The 16,672-nt window shown below is 65.1% G+C and carries 17 protein-coding genes and 1 tRNA gene; 9 read left to right on the forward strand and 9 right to left on the reverse strand.

The genetic code is table 11. The annotated features are described in order from the left end of the window. Positions 1-56 precede the first annotated feature (56 nt). The 4 genes from KUV82_RS06185 to KUV82_RS06200 all read right to left on the reverse strand — a co-directional run bounded on the left by KUV82_RS06185 (position 57) and on the right by KUV82_RS06200 (position 3,101). Positions 57-1,097, reverse strand: coding sequence for a DUF11 domain-containing protein (locus tag KUV82_RS06185; protein WP_219955999.1), 1,041 nt, complete (start codon positions 1,095-1,097; stop codon positions 57-59). A 71-nt stretch (positions 1,098-1,168) separates the two neighbouring features. Further along, positions 1,169-1,645: a hypothetical protein gene (locus KUV82_RS06190; protein ID WP_219956000.1), complete on the reverse strand. Its 477-nt coding sequence runs from the start codon at positions 1,643-1,645 to the stop codon at positions 1,169-1,171. Positions 1,646-1,676: 31 nt separating this feature from the next. Then, the gene (locus tag KUV82_RS06195) at positions 1,677-2,660 is read right to left on the reverse strand and encodes a hypothetical protein (protein WP_219956001.1); all 984 of its coding nucleotides are present in this window, start codon (positions 2,658-2,660) and stop codon (positions 1,677-1,679) included. Positions 2,661-3,024: 364 nt separating this feature from the next. Beyond that, positions 3,025-3,101: transfer RNA gene (locus KUV82_RS06200), tRNA-Pro, on the reverse strand. Positions 3,102-3,306: 205 nt separating this feature from the next. Here KUV82_RS06200 and yajC point away from each other — a divergent pair. The 3 genes from yajC to secF are packed head-to-tail and all read left to right on the forward strand — an operon-like array spanning position 3,307 to position 6,254. Continuing rightward, positions 3,307-3,630, forward strand: a complete 324-nt coding sequence (gene yajC, locus KUV82_RS06205) for a preprotein translocase subunit YajC (RefSeq protein WP_219956002.1) — start codon at positions 3,307-3,309, stop codon at positions 3,628-3,630. A gap of 34 nt (positions 3,631-3,664) precedes the next feature. Then, positions 3,665-5,263: a protein translocase subunit SecD gene (gene secD / locus KUV82_RS06210; RefSeq protein ID WP_219956003.1), complete on the forward strand. Its 1,599-nt coding sequence runs from the start codon at positions 3,665-3,667 to the stop codon at positions 5,261-5,263. A gap of 13 nt (positions 5,264-5,276) precedes the next feature. Continuing rightward, positions 5,277-6,254 (forward strand): protein translocase subunit SecF, encoded by a 978-nt coding sequence (gene secF, locus KUV82_RS06215; RefSeq protein ID WP_219956004.1) that lies wholly within the window; start codon positions 5,277-5,279, stop codon positions 6,252-6,254. 50 nt (positions 6,255-6,304) lie between these two features. Here secF and KUV82_RS06220 read toward each other — a convergent pair whose 3' ends face one another. Next, positions 6,305-7,495: a glycosyltransferase gene (locus KUV82_RS06220; protein ID WP_219956005.1), complete on the reverse strand. Its 1,191-nt coding sequence runs from the start codon at positions 7,493-7,495 to the stop codon at positions 6,305-6,307. Then, positions 7,492-8,064, reverse strand: coding sequence for a helix-turn-helix domain-containing protein (locus tag KUV82_RS06225; RefSeq protein ID WP_219956006.1), 573 nt, complete (start codon positions 8,062-8,064; stop codon positions 7,492-7,494). The genes KUV82_RS06220 and KUV82_RS06225 overlap by 4 nt, the downstream gene beginning before the upstream one ends. Positions 8,065-8,161: 97 nt before the next feature. Between KUV82_RS06225 and KUV82_RS06230 the strand changes: the two genes are divergently transcribed. Continuing rightward, positions 8,162-8,638, forward strand: coding sequence for a DUF6456 domain-containing protein (locus KUV82_RS06230; RefSeq protein WP_219956007.1), 477 nt, complete (start codon positions 8,162-8,164; stop codon positions 8,636-8,638). On the opposite strand, the gene KUV82_RS06235 is transcribed toward KUV82_RS06230, so the two are convergent. Genes KUV82_RS06235 through KUV82_RS06245 form a run of 3 tightly spaced genes read right to left on the reverse strand, consistent with a single transcriptional unit; the run spans position 8,623 to position 12,608 of the window. Beyond that, positions 8,623-9,204 (reverse strand): uracil-DNA glycosylase family protein, encoded by a 582-nt coding sequence (locus KUV82_RS06235; protein WP_258319867.1) that lies wholly within the window; start codon positions 9,202-9,204, stop codon positions 8,623-8,625. The two genes, KUV82_RS06230 and KUV82_RS06235, sit on opposite strands and share 16 nt — an antisense overlap. Continuing rightward, positions 9,201-11,006 carry an ABC-F family ATP-binding cassette domain-containing protein gene (locus tag KUV82_RS06240; RefSeq protein WP_219956008.1) on the reverse strand — a complete coding sequence of 602 codons (1,806 nt, stop codon included), beginning with the start codon at positions 11,004-11,006 and terminating at the stop codon, positions 9,201-9,203. Before KUV82_RS06240 ends, KUV82_RS06235 begins: the two co-directional genes overlap by 4 nt. Positions 11,007-11,048: 42 nt before the next feature. Next, positions 11,049-12,608: an amidohydrolase family protein gene (locus KUV82_RS06245; protein ID WP_219956009.1), complete on the reverse strand. Its 1,560-nt coding sequence runs from the start codon at positions 12,606-12,608 to the stop codon at positions 11,049-11,051. A 128-nt stretch (positions 12,609-12,736) separates the two neighbouring features. Between KUV82_RS06245 and KUV82_RS06250 the strand changes: the two genes are divergently transcribed. The 5 genes from KUV82_RS06250 to KUV82_RS06270 all read left to right on the forward strand — a co-directional run bounded on the left by KUV82_RS06250 (position 12,737) and on the right by KUV82_RS06270 (position 16,670). Next, positions 12,737-13,465, forward strand: a complete 729-nt coding sequence (locus tag KUV82_RS06250) for an SIMPL domain-containing protein (protein WP_219956010.1) — start codon at positions 12,737-12,739, stop codon at positions 13,463-13,465. Between the two features lie 67 nt (positions 13,466-13,532). Next, complete coding sequence (locus KUV82_RS06255) at positions 13,533-13,838, forward strand: PepSY domain-containing protein (RefSeq protein WP_219956011.1); 306 nt, start codon at positions 13,533-13,535, stop codon at positions 13,836-13,838. An 84-nt stretch (positions 13,839-13,922) separates the two neighbouring features. Next, entirely contained in the window at positions 13,923-14,600 is a 678-nt protein-coding gene (locus KUV82_RS06260; protein WP_115416396.1) for a response regulator transcription factor, read from the forward strand. Continuing rightward, positions 14,551-16,029 carry a sensor histidine kinase gene (locus KUV82_RS06265; protein WP_375541240.1) on the forward strand — a complete coding sequence of 493 codons (1,479 nt, stop codon included), beginning with the start codon at positions 14,551-14,553 and terminating at the stop codon, positions 16,027-16,029. The genes KUV82_RS06260 and KUV82_RS06265 overlap by 50 nt, the downstream gene beginning before the upstream one ends. Beyond that, a complete protein-coding gene (locus KUV82_RS06270) occupies positions 16,026-16,670 on the forward strand; it encodes a hypothetical protein (protein WP_219956012.1) in 645 nt (214 codons plus the stop codon). The genes KUV82_RS06265 and KUV82_RS06270 overlap by 4 nt, the downstream gene beginning before the upstream one ends. Positions 16,671-16,672: the final 2 nt, after the last annotated feature.

Genomic DNA, 16,672 nt, shown 5'->3' on the forward strand with positions numbered 1-16,672 from the left:
CCAAAAGCCGGAAAGGAAAGCGGAAACTCACAGCTTTCGGAAGGAAGCTGTGTCGATCAGTCGATCGTTACGCGGAAATAGACCGAACGCTGGCCGGAGGCCGCGACATCGCTCAGGGCCGCATCGATCTCATGATCCGTGCTGTTGTAGGAAGCGGTCGGCGTTCCGCCGGTGTCGCCCCGCGATCCGCTCGCGCAGCTGCCATCGCCGTCTACGTAGATGCCGAAGCTCGACAGGTAGCTGACATCGGCCGGCAGAACGTCGTTCACGGCAACATCGGTCGCCGTGGCAGCGCCAGCAGCGTTGGACACGACGATGCAGTACTCGATCGTTGCGCCAGGGATGGCTTTCGGATTGGTGGTGCCGTTGACCGGGTCCGAGATGATGCTGCTCGACTTGGCGACCGACATCTGCGCACCGGCTACTTCATAGGTGCCGACGTCGGAGAAGGCGGCGTCGCGGTTGCTGTCGGTCGTGCCGGCTCCGTCGATAAAGACCGTGTCCTCACCGGCGGTGTTGGCCCCCGTGTTCTGCGTAAGGGCGGTGCCCGCGCTGTCGAGGGCCGTTGCGGTCAGCACGACGTCGAATGTGTCGCCATCGCCTGCGCCCAGGCCAATGTCGGCGATGACGATGACTTCGACCGTTTCGTCGGCGGCCACATCGTCGAGCGAGGTGATCGGGCCGGCTGCCAGTTCGGCGGCGCTCAGCGTGCGGTCGCCATCGCTATCGAGATAGATTTCGAAGTTCGCGATGTTGGCCGAAGTGCCCGCGTTAAGCGCGGCGGCCAGGTTGAAGTCGAGGACATCGTTCGACGAGTTGGTCACATCGAAGGCCAGCTCGACGTCGCTTTCACCCGGCGAGACCGACGTGTTGCCAGTGCCAGCAAAGTCCACCACGACATCGATGGCGCGGTCGACCGTGAAGGTATCCGAATCGGTCACCGCGGTCTGCGTCACGCCGCCGACATCGAAGGACACCGACACGTTGTTGGTAATCGAATTGCCAGCCGTTGTACCGGCAGCGAACGCCGGGCTGGCGCTGAAGGCAATGAGCGCAGTGCTGCTGACCGCGCCCAGCAATTGCTTGGAGCGTTTCATTTTCTGTTTCCTTTCACGATGCCCTGCGTTTCCCCTTCCGCCCGCAAGGCCTGGCGGCTAAACCGGACCGATCAGCGAATGACGGCCGGGTATTCCAAGCGTCCGGTCTCGCCGGCTGCGACCCGGGCGAGTGTCCAGCGGACATGAGTGACGTCGGCGTGCGAGGCGGGACGGCTCGTGCCGTCTTCGCCCATCACCGAAAGCTGCGAGAGTTGGCCCCAGTCGGAGCCGCCATCGACCGAGACGATCAGGTCTGCGGACGCATCTTCCGCCAGCCGGACGGCGGCGGGAAGCGGATTGGTCACGACGAAATTCTCGACCGTCTCGGCGCTGGTGTTGGCATACTCCGTGCCGAACACCAACCGGTCGCCCGGTACGATGGTGTTCGGTTCGACCAGCCGGACGGTGGTGTTTCCGGTCTCGTCGGCGACTGTCTGCTCCAGCATCACGTCGCCCTTGAGGGTCATGGCGGAATCCTGCGCCGCCAGCGGCGCAGCGGTCGCCGCCAAGGCTAGAAACGGTGCGAAGAGTTTTGCAAAAAATGCCATTTTACAATTCCATTGCGCTTAAAGTTAACAATCAGTCGATGGTTACGTCGAAGGTGACCGTGTGGGTCGTGCCGCCGGCGACCATGCCGAGATCGACCGTAATTCCGATCGCATCGGCCTCGCCTTCGTCGGTGTCGCTCGCATCGGTCAGGGCTGCGCCGTCCAGCGTCAGCGTGCCGGCGACGTAAGTGGTGTCGTCGGGTGCGGCGTCCGTGACGACCAGATCGGTCACAGAACCGCTGCCGGTCACTTCGGCGACGATGGTGTAGGTGATGGTCGCGCCGGGCACGATGCCAGTCCCTCCGAAGGGATCGAGCACGCTGGCCGACTTGGTCAGATCGACGTCGGTGATCGAAACGACCAGCGACCCCGCTGAGTTGGCGTCCGCCCCCGTCGCGCCGACGATGGCGTCGCTGCTGTCGGTGCCCTGTCCGGCGAAGACGGTCCCTGGCGCCCCCGTTCCGGTGACGGCTTCCGCCAGAAGATCGACATCGCTGGAGTCGGTGTCCGATACCCCGGAAGGCACGGTCACGAGGACGAATACGGTAAGGCTTTCGTCGGCGTCGAGTTCGGAGGTTGTTTCCGGTCCGGTGAGGATTTCGTCGACCCCCGGATCGTAGGTGCCGTTGCCGTTCGTATCGACGGCGATACCGTCGATCGTCGTGTCGAAATCGTTGCCCGCGACGGCCGGATTCGCCGTCAGCGTGTAGGCTTCGGGGCCATTGCCCGTGTTGGTGATTTCAAAGGTCAGCACTTCCGAGCCAGGCGCCGTCGTCACCGGCCCGGAATCGAGCGATGTCACGGTTACGTCGAGCAGCTCATCCACCTTGACCGATACCGTGTTGGAAGGCACCGTGACGGTTCCGGACCCGCCTTCGTAAGAGGCGGAGGCGGTGTTCTCGATCAGGGTCCCGGCGCTCACACCGCCTGCGTGGGCGAGGGGGGCGTGTACGAAGGAAACCCCGGCAATCGCTGCGGCCGAGAAACGTGAAATACGTGAAAATGCGTAGGTCATGCCCGGCGCACTAAACGGACATGGTTATCGAACCTTTAAGATCGCGCGAGAAAATCGCAGGAATCCAACGATGTGCGAGGGAGTCGGCGATGCAGGCAGAAGTTAGCGCGGCAGAGGGCTAACTTCGTAATAAATTGTCATAAGTATCCGTATTAAGATGCTGTAAATATTTGAAAAACAGCGTTCACGTCTGCGCCCTGTCGCCTGGGGCGACATAATCGCAAATTAACCTTTTTTTGGGGGTGCCGGATGGTTCAGGAAGCACCTATGCTGGTCGCGCTTCCGGCAGGAATTGCGCTTGGGGCGGCTGTCTTGGTCCGCTGCAAGGCGGGCGCGCTCGACACCGATAGCAAGGGAAAACCACTGGTCGGGATGACTGGATTCGAACCAGCGACCCCCACACCCCCAGTATGGTGCGCTACCAGGCTGCGCTACATCCCGAAACCAGTGGAGGCGGCCCTATAGGGCGCACTCCTGTGCATGGCAAGCGCGCATCGCACCCATTTCGTTGCCCCGGTCACGCATTGCTGCTAACCGCGCCGCACTTTCGTGGTCGGGAGGGGTCGGCGTGGCTTGAACAGCGCGCTCGGCGCACCCAATTGCGGGACTTCTTGCAGACACTTTTATCTCACAGGTATCCCGAACGATGATCGATATCCTTGCCGCCGCCGGTGCCGCAGCCGAACCGCCCGCCTGGACGGGCTGGATCCTGCCGCTGGGCATGCTGCTCATTCTCTGGTTCCTCATCCTGCGCCCGCAAATGCGTCAGCAGAAGGAGCACCGCGAGCGTGTGGCCGGCCTCAACAAGGGCGACGAAGTCGTGACCGCAGGCGGCCTCGTCGGCAAGATCACCAAGGTCGAAGAGCATTTCGTCCATGTCGAGATCGCCAAGGGCATGACCGTGAAGGCCGTCCGCAACACGATCGGTGAAGTGCTGTCCTCGCGCAGCAAGCCGGCCGCGAACGACTAAGACCCGCATTTCGGTTCAAGGGACACCGTCTTCCATGCTCGATTTCCCCACCTGGCGTAAGGTCTGGCTCTGGCTGATTACCGGCCTGTGCGTGTTTGCCGCGCTGCCTTCGCTGCTGTCGGCCACCAGCGTGCGCTGGCCCGATGCGCTGCCCCAGCCGATGGTCAACCTAGGCCTCGACCTTGCCGGCGGCAGCCATATCCTGCTCGAAGCCGACGCTTCGCAGGTCGCCAGCCAGCGGCTCGAGAACATGGAAGAGAACGTGCGCGGCCTGATGCGCCGCGCCGAACCGCGTATCCGCATCGGCGACGTGTCGACCCGCGGCGGTCGCCTCAGCTTCATCCTCGACGATCCCAGCCAGGTCGACCGGGCGCGCGAACTCATGCTGCCCTCGATCAACGGCAACGGCCTCGTGCGCGAGTGGGACCTGACGGTCGAAGACGGCAACCGCATGATCCTCACCCCGACCGCCGAGGGTATCGACCAGGCGGTCAGCGACGCGATGGAAAGCGCCACCGAAGTCGTGCGCAAGCGTATCGACGAACTGGGCACGCGCGAGCCGACCATCATCCGCCAGGGCGATACGCGTATCGTGGTGCAGGTCCCCGGCCTGCAGGATCCCGAGCAGCTGAAAGCGCTGCTGGGCCAGACCGCCAAGCTCGAATTCAAGCTGGTCGACCAGAACGCGCTGCCGAGTGATGTTCAGCAGGGCCTTGCCCCTCCGGGTTCGGAAATCTTCCCCTACGCGGAAACCAGCGATTTCGCCGGCAACTCGCTCGCCGTGCGCCGCTTGGGCGGTATCCGCGGTGACAACCTCACCGGCGCTCAGCAGAGCTTCGATCCGCAGACCAACGAGCCGGTGGTCAACATCCAGTTCGACACCGACGGCGGGCGCCGCTTTGCCAAGCTGACGACCGACAATGTCGGCAAGCCTTTCGCCATCATCCTTGACGGGCAGGTGCTGTCGGCACCCAACATCAACGAGCCGATCCGTGGCGGGTCGGCGCAGATTTCGGGCGGCTTCACGGTGGAAGCGGCGAACGCGCTGGCGATTTCGCTGCGTTCGGGCGCGCTGCCGGTCGACCTTGCGGTGATCGAGGAGCGCACGGTCGGTCCCGACCTCGGCGCGGATTCGATCAAGCGCGGCATGCTGGCCATGGCGGTCGGCTCGGCGCTGGTCATCGTGCTTATGATCGCGAGCTATGGCCGCTTCGGTGTCTATGCCACGGTCGCGCTGGTCATCAACGTGGCCATGCTGCTCGGCATCATGGCCGCGCTCAACACCACGCTGACGCTGCCCGGGATCGCGGGCTTCGTGCTGACGATCGGTGCGGCGGTGGACGCCAACGTGCTGATCAACGAACGCATACGCGAAGAGCGAAAGCGCGGGCGGCGAGTGATCGCGGCGGTCGAGAACGGCTACAAGGAAGCGAGCCGCGCGATTTACGACGCCAACATCACCAACTTCATCGCCGGCGTGCTGCTGTTCCTGTTCGGCAGCGGCCCGGTCCGCGGCTTTGCGGTGGTGCTGGTGATCGGCCTGTTCACCAGCGTATTCACCGCTGTTACGCTGACCCGCATGTGGGTCGCCGGATGGCTGCGCACGGCCAAGCCCAAAGACATCACGCTGTAAGGAGACGGGACCGATGAAACTGCTCAAGCTCGTCCCCGACGACACCAACATCAAATTCCTCAAATGGCGCGTGCCGTTCTTCGTGGTAAGCATCCTGCTGATCGCGGCGAGCTGGGCGCTGGTGGCCACCAAGGGGCTCAACTACGGCGTCGATTTCGCCGGCGGCCTCGAAGTGCGTGCGACCTTCACCCAGAGTGAAGAGGCGCCGGTCACAGAGCTGCGCAGCCAGGTCGAAGCGCTTGGCTACGGCAGTCCGGTCGTCCAGCGCTTTGGCGAGGACAACCAGGTCTCGATCCGAGTGCGCCTGTCCGATGAGATATCGGCCGACAAGGAAGCCGCTCAGGAAGCGGCGAACGAGATCGTCCGCGCCTTGCAGGCCGAGTATTCCGACTTCCGCCTCGACGGAAACGACAACGTGTCGGGCAAGGTCTCGGGCGAATTCCGCCAGACCGCGCTCTATGCCTTGCTTGCGGCAATGGCGGCTATCGCGCTTTACATCTGGATCCGCTTCGAATGGCAATTCGGCGTGGGCGCGCTGTTCGCGCTGTTCCACGACGTCAGCCTGACGCTTGGCATGTTCGCGCTGTTCCAGCTCGAATTCAGCCTGCAGATCATCGCCGCGATTCTCGCCATCATCGGCTATTCGCTGAACGACACAATCGTGGTCTACGACCGCATCCGCGAGAACCTGAAAAAGTTCCGCAAGATGCCGCTGCCCGAGCTGCTCGACCTGTCGGTCAACGAGACGCTGGCGCGTACCGTGATGACCTCGCTCACGCTGTTCGTCGCCCTGCTGCCGCTGCTGCTGTTCGGCCCCGCCAGCCTCTTCGGCATGGTGGCGGGCATCACGCTCGGCCTGTTCGTGGGTACCTACAGCTCGGTCTACATGGCCGCGCCGATCCTCGTCTGGCTCGGTGTGACGAGCGACAGCTTCGTGCCGACTGAAACCGTGCTGGATCAGCAGGAAAAGAAGGCCCGCGGGCTGGTGTAGGTAAGGGTCAGGGCGGATGTCCTGACCCTCCTGCAGGGGACAGCGTCTTCTCAGATTAAGCTGTCGAAATGCTCGGCGAGCGCCTTGCCGTTCGCCGACCAGCTGAAGCGTGAAACCGTGGCGGCTACGTCCTGAGCAGGGCGCGGGCGGCCAGTCACGAGTTCGATGCCTTCGCGAAGAGCGCGGCAATTGCGGCCCACGATCACGCCGGCATCGGGTGAGGTGACGACCTCGCGCGCGCCGCCCGCATCGGTGATGACAATCGGCGTCCCGCAGGCCAGCGCCTCGATCCAGGCGTTGGCAAGGCCTTCGCTGGCCGACGGCAGCACCATGGCGTCCGCCGCGCTCAGGATCGGGGGCAGCATTGTCGGGGCAAGGCTGCCGAGGAAGTGGACCCGGTCGGCAACGCCGATGTCCTTTGACAGCGCCTTCAGGCTGGCTTCGTCCTCACCCTTGCCGACCAGCAACAGGCGGGCATCGGGCAGGTCGGGCAGGGTCTTGATGACATAGGCCTGGCCCTTGCGCTCGATCAGCGCGCCGACCGTGGCAAGCAAGGTCTCGCCGGGCGCGATCGGCACGTCGAACGTCTCGGCCAGCTTGGCGCGAAGCCCGCCATGCTCGAGCGGGCGAAACAGGTCGTGATCGAGCCCGGTGTAGTGGACCGTGATTTTCCCACGATCCATGCCCAGCGTTTCCATATCGTCGGCCAACGCGCCGCACACGGCAAGGACACCGGCGGCCTCCTCAGCGGTCTTGAGCAGCGCCTCGCGCCCGTATCCGCGTGCGCCCCAGTGATGAATGTCCGCCCCGCGCGCCTTGACCGAAAAGGGCAGACCAAGCTCGCGCGCGATGATCGCAGCAGCCGGACCGTCGGGGTAGAAGAATTGCGCGTCGATCACATCGAAGGGCTGCTCTGCGTGGAGCCGCCGCACCAGCGGCAGGACGGCCCGCGCGATCATGTGCGGGTTTAGCCGCCCGCCGATCTTGGGCAGAAGGCGGAACACCGGGCGATGGACGGTGAGGCCGAACTCACGACTGTCCTTCGCTGCCTCGGCGAGCGCCTTGTAGCGGCCGATGGTCACCGGCGGCAGGCCGATGGGATTGACCACGGTTACGTCCCAGTCTGTCTCGGCCTGCAGCGCCTCGAGCGACTTGGCGACGAAAATCCCGAAGCGCGGATGGGCGGAATTGGGGAACAGCGTGGAAAGCGACAGGACGCGCTTGGTCTTGGCCGCGCTCATAGCGTGCGCACCAGCATCTCGGCGACGGCGATCCACGGTGCGTCCTTGATCACATCCTGCTTCTGGCCCTGGCCCGGGGGCAGGATGCCGAGGAGGTCGCCCTGCCGGTCGATCAGCCGCCCGAAGGCGAAACGTCCGCCTTTCTTCGGCACAAGCACGTCGCGGTTGATCGCGCGTGCGGCATCATCGGGCGCGAGCTGGCGCAGCCAGAGCTGGTCTCCCTGCCGGTATTCGCCGTGGGGATAGTTGATTTCGAGCACCATCAGCGCGCCGGCACCGCCGAGATTGGTGGAAAGGATCGCTTCGCGCGGGGAGGCGAGGGCTTCGGGCCCGTCCTTGGCCAGCGTGGCGACGATCTGCGGATTGTCGGCCCTCTCGCTGCGCACCAGCGTTTCCGGGTCGACATCGAGCGCGGCGCCGATGCGCTCCATCCATTTGAGCGAGAGATTGCGCATGCCCGTTTCCAGCCGGCCCACGGTCTGCGGCGTGGTAGGCGGATCGCAGGCTTCGGCAAGATCGGCGAGCGTCATCCCCTTCTGCTTGCGTATGGCGCGGATGCGGTTGATCACTCGGTCTACTCCCCAAAGATAACCGATTTGGTTTTTCACTTTCCTACATGTGAGCCACCTTGGCAAGCCCATTCTCCCAGCCACAGGAGAATCGAGCATGCGCAAACTCGTCGAACGCGAACTGACGGAGGAAGGCCCGCGCCGCAGTGCAGGTGCCGCGCCGAAGCGGCGCAGCGTGACGGTCAATCTCGCCGAAAGTCCTCTCACTTGGCTGCACGCGCGTGGTCACCTGACCGACCGGCAGTTCGACGCGGGCGAACGGCTGCGCGCGGATTACGAGCGGGCGAACATGGCGCCTTCGATCACCATGCGCTGGGACCCGGTGCGCGTCGATGGCGGCGGCGGGCGGGACCATGGCCTCACGGCGTCGGAACGTCAGATCGCGGCAAAGGCGCGGTTCGACGGAGCGATGGCCGAGGCAGGGCCGGGCCTGTCCGACATCCTCTGGCGGGTTGCCTGCGCGGGTGAAGGACTGCCCGCAGCGGAGAAAGCGCTCGAATGGCCGGTCCGGAGCGGCAAGCTGGTGCTGAAGCTCGCGCTCGACCGGGTCGCGGGTTTCTACCGCATCACCTGAAGGATTGCCTCACGCAGGGCGGGCAGCACCTCGGCTTCGAACCAGGGGTTCTTGCGCATCCAGATCGCCGATCGCCAGGCCGGATGCGGCAAGGGCAAGACGCGCGGCAGGTGATCGCGATAGCCGCGCACCCGCTCGGTCAGCGACAGCTTGCGGGATTCGGGCAGGTAATGCGCCTGCGCGTAGGTGCCGACGAGCAGGGTCAGCCGGTCCGCGGGCAGGGTGTCGAGCACGCGGGCGTGCCACCGGGGGGCGCATTCGGGGCGCGGCGGCTTGTCACCGCCGCTCGCCTTGCCCGGGTAGCAGAAGCCCATCGGGACCAGCGCCACGCGCGCCGGATCGTACATTTGCGCCTTGGTCAGCCCGGTCCACTCGCGCAGCCGGTCGCCGCTGGCATCGTCCCACGGCACGCCGCTTTCATGGACCTTGGAGCCGGGCGCCTGCCCGATAATGAGCAGCCGCGCCGTGGGCGAGAACTGGACGACGGGACGAACGCCGTGGGGCAGGTGCGCCGTGCAGGTTGTGCAGGCCGCGATCTCGGCAGCGAGACCGGCGCTATCGCTCACGCCTCGACGAGTTCGGCCAGCTCCAGCCAGCGCTCCTCGGCCGCGTCCTTCTCGGCGCGGGCGTTCTCCAACCCCTTGGAGATATTGGCAAAACGCTGTGGATCGGAAGTGTAGAGTTGGGGGTCCGACAGGATCGCCTCGCCCTTGGCAATCGCCGCCTCGAGCTCCTCGATCCGCGCGGGCAGCAGCTCGTAATCGCGCTGGTCCTTGTAGGAGAGCTTGGAAGACTTGGGCGCAGGCGGCGGGGGCGGGGCGGGTTTGCCCTCGGCCTTGCCGGCCTTCGCCTTGCCTTCGATCGGCTTCTGGCGCTTGGCCTCCCAGTCTTCGTAGCCGCCGGCGACCACATCGACCTTGCCCGTGCCGTCGAGGCCGAGCGTGATGGTCACCGTCCGGTCGAGGAAGTCGCGGTCGTGGCTGACGATCAGCACGGTACCTTCGTAGTCGGCGATGACCTCCTGCAGCAGGTCGAGCGTCTCGAGGTCTAGGTCGTTGGTCGGCTCGTCCAGCACGAGGAGATTGGAAGCCTTGGCAAACTCGCGCGCGAGCAGCAGGCGCGAGCGTTCACCGCCCGAAAGCACCGCGACCTTCATGTCGACGATCTTCGGGTCGAACAGGAAGTCCTTGAGATAGGCCTGCACATGCTTGCGGTTGCCGCGCACGTCGAGCCAGTCGCCGCCTTCGGCCAGCACCTGGCGCACCGTCTTGTCGGCGGTCAGGAGCTGGCGCTGCTGGTCGATCATCACGCCGGTCAGCGTCTTGGCGATATCCACCGTGCCGCTGTCGGGCTCGAGCTCGCCGGTGAGCATCTTGAGCAGTGTCGTCTTGCCCGCACCATTGGCGCCCACGATACCGATCCGATCGCCTCGCTGGATGCGCAGGGAGAAGGGCTTGATGATCGTGCGGTCGCCATAGGACTTGGTGATGTCCTGCGCGACGATGACCGACTTCGACTTGAAGTCCTCCTCGGTCGCCAGCTTGAGCTTGGCCGTTCCGCCCGCCGAAATCATCGAGGCGCGCTGGGCGCGCATCTGCCACAGCTTTTCGAGCCGCCCCTGATTGCGCTTGCGCCGTGCAGTCACGCCGCGTTCGAGCCAGTGCGCTTCCAGCTTCAGTTTCGCGTCGAGCTTTTCCGCCGCGCGTGCTTCCTCGGCATAGACCTGTTCTTCCCACGCTTCATAGCCGCCGAAACCGACTTCCTTGCGGCGCAGATTGCCGCGGTCGAGCCACAGCGTCGTGCGGGTCAGGCGCTTCAGGAATGTCCGGTCGTGGCTGATGACCACGAAGGCGCCGCGGTAGCGTTCGAGCCAGCCCTCGAGCCAGTCGATCGCGCCGAGGTCGAGGTGGTTGGTCGGCTCGTCCATCAGCAGCAGGTCGGGGTCCTGCGCCAGCGCGCGGGCGATGGCCGCGCGGCGCTTTTCGCCACCGCTGGCGCCCTTGGTCTCGCGGCTCATGTCGATGCCGAGCTGGCCGGCAATGGCCTCGACCTCGTGCTCCTGCGGCGCGTGCTCGCCGTCGAGCGCCCAGTCCATCAGCGTGGCGTATCCGGTGAGGTCCGGGTCCTGTTCGAGCAGCACGATGCGCATGGCCGGCTTGGTCTTGCGCGTGCCGGCATCGGTTTCGATCCGCCCGTCGATCATACGGAACAGCGTGGTCTTGCCCACGCCGTTGCGGCCGATCAGCGCGATCCGGTCGCGCGGGCCGATATGCAGGTCGAGCGGATCGTTGTCCGGGCCGCCGAACAGCCACTTGCCGCCCTGCTGCAGGGCCATGCCTTCGAGGCTGAGGATAGGAGGCTGTGCCATAGGCCGCGCGAGGTAGTCGCGCGCGGCCCCGGCTGCAAGCGCCTAGCGCGCGGCGCGCTGCTGCTCGACCATGCGCGCGACGTCCGCGAGGAGCGCCGGCGCGTCGTAAACCACGCCGTCCTTGATGGTCCAGCGCACCCCGCCGACCTGCTCGATCGCGCCGGTCTGGTAGTTGAGGCGCGTGTGGCCGGTACCATAGAGCACTTTGAGGTTCGCCAGCGGGTTCTCGGGCACCACCACGAGGTCGGCGAGCTGGCCGACCGCAATGCGGCCCATGGGCGGTTCGACCCCGCGCGGATCGTAGATTTCGCGTGCGCCGTCGATGGTCGCGGCGCGGATCACGGCGAGCGGGGCGAGGCCCGCTTCGCGCAGCATCTCGAGCTCGCCGATATAGGCGAAGCCCCAGGTCTGGTAGATGTAGCCCGGATCAGACCCGGCGGTGACACGCCCGCCCCGATCGTGGAAGTCCTTCGTAAGCTTGAACCACTTGGCGTAGAAATTGCGCCAGGCGGTCTCGTCCTCGCTCGTCCAGTCCTTGTAGTAGCTGCCGTGATTGGTCGCGCTCGGCGCGTAGAAATCCATCAGCGAGGGCAGCGAATATGTCGCGTGCCAGTCGCGGGTGCGGGCGGCCATTACGTCGCGGCTGGCGGAATAGATGTTGAAGGTCGGGCTGAGCGTGACGCCGCTTTCGATCAGCTGGTCGACATAGGCTTCCCACTTTTCGCTGCCCGGCTCGACCGCCTGCGGGGCAAGCCGCGCGACCCAGCCGAAACGCGATTGCTCGTCGAAGTAATTGTAGTCTTCGGGGTAGTAGGGGAGCCCATCCTTCAGCAGGCTCTCGAAATGGCCGTAGAAGTGGGTGATACCGTCAAGGCCGCTGTTCACCGCCTTGCTCGCGTTGACTTCTGCAACGCCGGTCTGCGCGAGGTGGGCAACCGTGCCCATCTGCTGCTTTTCCGCTTCATCTAATGCGGCGGTGAGCACATCGGGCGTGGCCGAGTTGAAGAACTTGATCCCCCAATAGCCCTGAGCCTTCGCCCAGCGGACCCATTCGCGCGCCCGTGCCGGGGTGTCGGGCGTGCCGCCGCCCCATTTGTCGCCGAAGACGGCGTAGGGGATGAGGCGCGGCGCTACGATAGTGTTGGCCGCGCTGCGCCGCATGTCAGAGATGTCGGGCGTGCCCGGGCCGAAATAGAAGCTCACGCCGCGCACGGTGGTAACGCCATGGGCGAGCCAGAGCTTGTAGCCGTAGGAGGGCTGCGGCGCCTTGGACGGATCGCCGTTGTGGCCGTGCGTGTCGACGAAACCGGGCAGGACATACATCCCGCTCGCATCGACGACGCGCTGGGCGGACTGGATTTCGTTCGCCGGGGCCGCACCGGGGTAAAGCGCGGTGATCCGGTTGCCTTCGACCACGATATCGATCGGGCCTGCGGGCGGGGCTCCGGTGCCCTCGACTACGGTAGCGCCGCGAATGATCAGCTTGCCGAACGGCCCTTCGCCTTCGCCGGCGGCGCGATCCGGCACGCGCTCCATCGCAGCGGCAAGCGGCTGCGCGCCCATTGCGGCAAGCGCGGCGAGTGCGAGTTTCCAGGCTTTCATGCATTCCCCCCTGTCAGGGCACGAGGGCTAGCGGCAAGCGGGCGCACAGGGCAAGCGGGAACATGTCCGTTCAGCAAGGCGTAAAGCAGGGGAGCCGACAAGGCCCGTGAGATTTGAGGAGCAAGCCCATGATCCGTTACGCAATTCCCCTGCTGGCTGCAGCCGCGCTCGTGACCCCTGTGGCGCAGGCGGCCGAGGTCCAGATCGCGGCGCAGAACCCGGTCATCGAACTGTCGGTCTACGAACAGATCGAGGTGGAGCCCGACATGGCAACCGTCTCCACCGGGGTTCAGACCACCGCACCCACAGCGGTGGAAGCCTTGCGCCGCAATTCTGCGGAGACGGAGCGCCTGATCGCCCTGATCCGCGCACTCGGTGTGGCCGAGCGCGATATCCAGACCGCGCGCATCAACCTCAACCCGCAATATGATTATCGCAGCGGTCAGACCCCGCGCTTCACAGGCTACCAGGCCAGCAACCAGCTGACCGTGAAGCTGCGCCAGATCGACAAGGTAGGCGAGGTGCTGGATGCCATGGTCGGGGCGGGCGCGACCAATATAAACGGACCCTATTTCTCGATCTCGGACGACACCGAGGCCAAGGCGGTCGCCCGGCGCAACGCGCTCGAACGCGGGCGCGAGCAGGCCGAGGAATACGCCCGGCTCTCCGGCTATACCGGCGTGCGCCTGCTGCAGGTGTCGGAAGCGATCCGCGGCACGAGTGGGCCAATGCCGCAAAACGAGGTGATGATGGCCTCGGCCGTGCGCACGGCTGCGCCTCCTCCTCCGCCCCCGGTTGCTCCCGGTGTCGTGGCAACGGGCGTCGGGATCGCTCTCACCTTCGAGATGACCCGCTAGGCTGAACGCGGGGCATTGCGAACATTCACATCTTGTTCAATGCCCCGCGGCTAGGCACGTACGCACTATGAAACGCCTCTTTGCCTCTCTACTCGCCCTCGGGCTGGTCGCCGGTCCAATCATGGCCGAGCCCGGCTTTGCCCAGCGTCGCTCCGAACAGGGCGAAGCGCGGCGCGAGATGAGCGCGGGCAACATCCTGCAGCTGCGCGATATCGAGGCCCGCGTCCTGCCGAGCATGCGCGGGGCGGAATACCTCGGCCCGGCTTACGATTCGACCGCGATGGCCTACCGCCTGAAGTTCATCAAGGATGGCCGCGTGATGTATGTCGATGTCGATGCTCGCACGGGCAAGATCCTGCGCCGCAGCCGTTGAGGCGGGGCGTAGAAACCCCGTTCAGGTTGACGCGTTCATCTACATGAACGAAACGCGTCACACACAATTCAAGGACGGACATTCATGAGGATCCTGATCGTCGAGGACGAGCCCACGCTCGGCCAGCAGCTTAAATCGACGTTGGAACAGAACGGCTATGCGGTGGACCTGTCCACCGATGGCGAGGACGGCCACTTTCTCGGCAGCACCGAGGATTACGACGCGGTCATCCTCGACCTCGGCCTGCCCGAGATCGACGGCCTGACCGTGCTCGGCATGTGGCGCAAGGAGGGGCGCAAGTTCCCCGTCCTCGTGCTGACCGCGCGCGACAGCTGGTCGGACAAGGTCGCCGGGCTCGATGCCGGCGCGGACGATTATCTCGCCAAACCCTTCCAGACCGAAGAACTCATCGCCCGCCTGCGCGCGCTCATCCGCCGTGCATCCGGCAACACCTCGAGCGAGCTGACGGCTGGCGACGTGCGTCTCGACACACGTTCGGGCCGCGTCACGCTGAAGGGCGAGCCGGTCAAGCTGACCGCGCAGGAATACAAGCTGCTGAGCTACCTCATGCACCACAAGGGCAAGGTGGTCAGCCGCACCGAACTGATCGAGCATATCTACGATCAGGATTTCGACCGCGATTCCAATACGATCGAGGTCTTTGTTACGCGCATCCGCAAGAAGCTGGGTGCTGAAGTGATCACGACGATCCGTGGACTTGGGTACAGCCTCGACGACCCCGCCGACCAGCCGCGCGCCTGACGACACATCCGGTGAGGCGCCGGCGGTCGGGGATGTCCCCGAAGCCGCTGCGCCTGCCGGCGATCCGGTAACCGCGCCCACCGCGCCTCCCAAGCGCAGCCTCGCTCGCCGCATGATGGCGATCGCGGCGCTGTGGATCGGTGTCCTTCTGCTCGCCGGCGGCTTTGCGCTCGACCGCACGCTGGTGCGGCTGGTCGAGGACAATTTTGATGAGCAGCTGGAATACGTCCAGACCGCGCTGATCGCTTCAGCCGAAATCGATATGGACGGCGAAGTGCGGCTCTACCGCTCACTCGGCGACCAGCGATTCCTCGAGCCCAACAGCGGGGTGTACTGGCAGATCACGGGGCAGGGCCATGAACCCTTCCCGAGCCGAAGCCTGTGGGATCGCAGCCTGCAGGTGCAGGGCGATCACATCGACAATGACCCGCATTTCTACGATTCCAACCAGTTCCGAAGCGAACCGCTGCGGATCGTGGAGCGCACCGTTATCCTCCCCGATAGCGACACGCGCTGGACCTTCACCGTCGCCTCGGCGCGCGGGGAGCTCGATTTCCAGATCGCGCGTATCCGTTCGATCCTATTCTGGAGTTTTGCGGTCCTCGGCATAGGCCTGATGGCCATGGCCATGCTGCAGAGCTGGTATGGCCTTTCGCCGCTGCGCCGAGTGCGTGCGGCAATCCAGTCCATGCGCAGCGAAGGGGCGAACCGGATCGAGGAACCGCTGCCGCTGGAAGTCGAACCGCTGGTCGAAGAGATCAACGCGCTGCTCGCGCATACCGAGCAGCAGGCGGAAGAGGCGCGCACCCATGCCGGCAATCTTGCCCATGCGCTCAAGACACCGCTGACCGTCCTCACCAACGCGGCCACGGCTCAGGATCCCAAGTTGGCCGATCTGGTCTGCCGCGAAACCAAGACGATGCAACGCCATGTCGAGCACCACCTGGCGCGCGCCCGCGCAGTGGGGCGCCGTGCGTCCGGCCATTCACGGGCCGAGGTCTGGCCGAGCGCGGAAAGCGTGCTGCGCGCGGTCACCCGCATCTACGAGCGCACGCGCTTCGATCTCGACGGGAACCGCGCCGCAGTGGTGTCGATCGAGCGGCAGGATCTCGACGAGATCCTGGGCAACCTGATCGAGAACGCGGCCAAGTATGGCGGAGGCAGCGTGTTCGTAACCATCGATGCAGAGCGCGATGCCAAGGACTGCGTCATCTGGATCGAGGATGACGGCATGGGAATTCCCGAGGGCGAGCGCACGCGCATCTTCGATCGCGGCGCGCGTCTCGACACCGGCAAGCCTGGCACCGGCCTGGGACTTGCCATCGTGCGCGATGTGGCCGAGATTTACGGCGGCACCGTCGCGCTCGACACGAGCGAGGATCTGGGCGGCCTGCTGGTGAAACTGACGCTGCCGAGGAGCGCGCAATGAGGACATCCCACACACTGATCGCGGCTCTTGGGGCAACCATGCTGTCGGCCTGCAATATGGTCGTCTCGAACGAGCCGATGCTCACCCGCGGGCCCGATTCGCCGATGATGAAACCGGGAATCTGGGTCGATGCGACGAAGGCCGATTGCGAATACGACGCGGCAACCTCGCCCGAAACCTGGCCCGAATGCGCTGATCCGGCGATCGTGACGGCTGATGGCAAGTTCTTTACCTACGAGGAAAAGGACAAGTCCTGGCGCAGCATCAGTGTTGTGCTGGGCGATGGCGACCCCACCGTGGTGCAGGTGTCGATGCCGGACGAGATGCGCCAGCTCAACCCGGCCGCTCCGAATTACCTCTACCTCGCCCTGCGGCCTACCGAGACCGATGCAGCCGGATACATTACCGCGATTTCGACCTGGCTCATGGTGTGCGGCCCGACCGACAAGGAGGGCGAAACCCAGTCGATGGATGATGCGGTGACCAAGGATCCCTTCGAGGGCATGACCATGGTGGAGGGCAATTGCATGCCCGACGATGTCGCGGCGCTGCAAAACGCGGCCGCCGAAAGCGAATTGCTGGATGACGAGCCGGGCGGTGCGCGCTGGCTGCGCGCGGCGGACGACGTCGAACTCGACTAGCG

It is taken from the genome of Qipengyuania flava, assembly GCF_019448255.1.
In the GTDB taxonomy this organism is placed as follows: domain Bacteria; phylum Pseudomonadota; class Alphaproteobacteria; order Sphingomonadales; family Sphingomonadaceae; genus Qipengyuania; species Qipengyuania flava_A.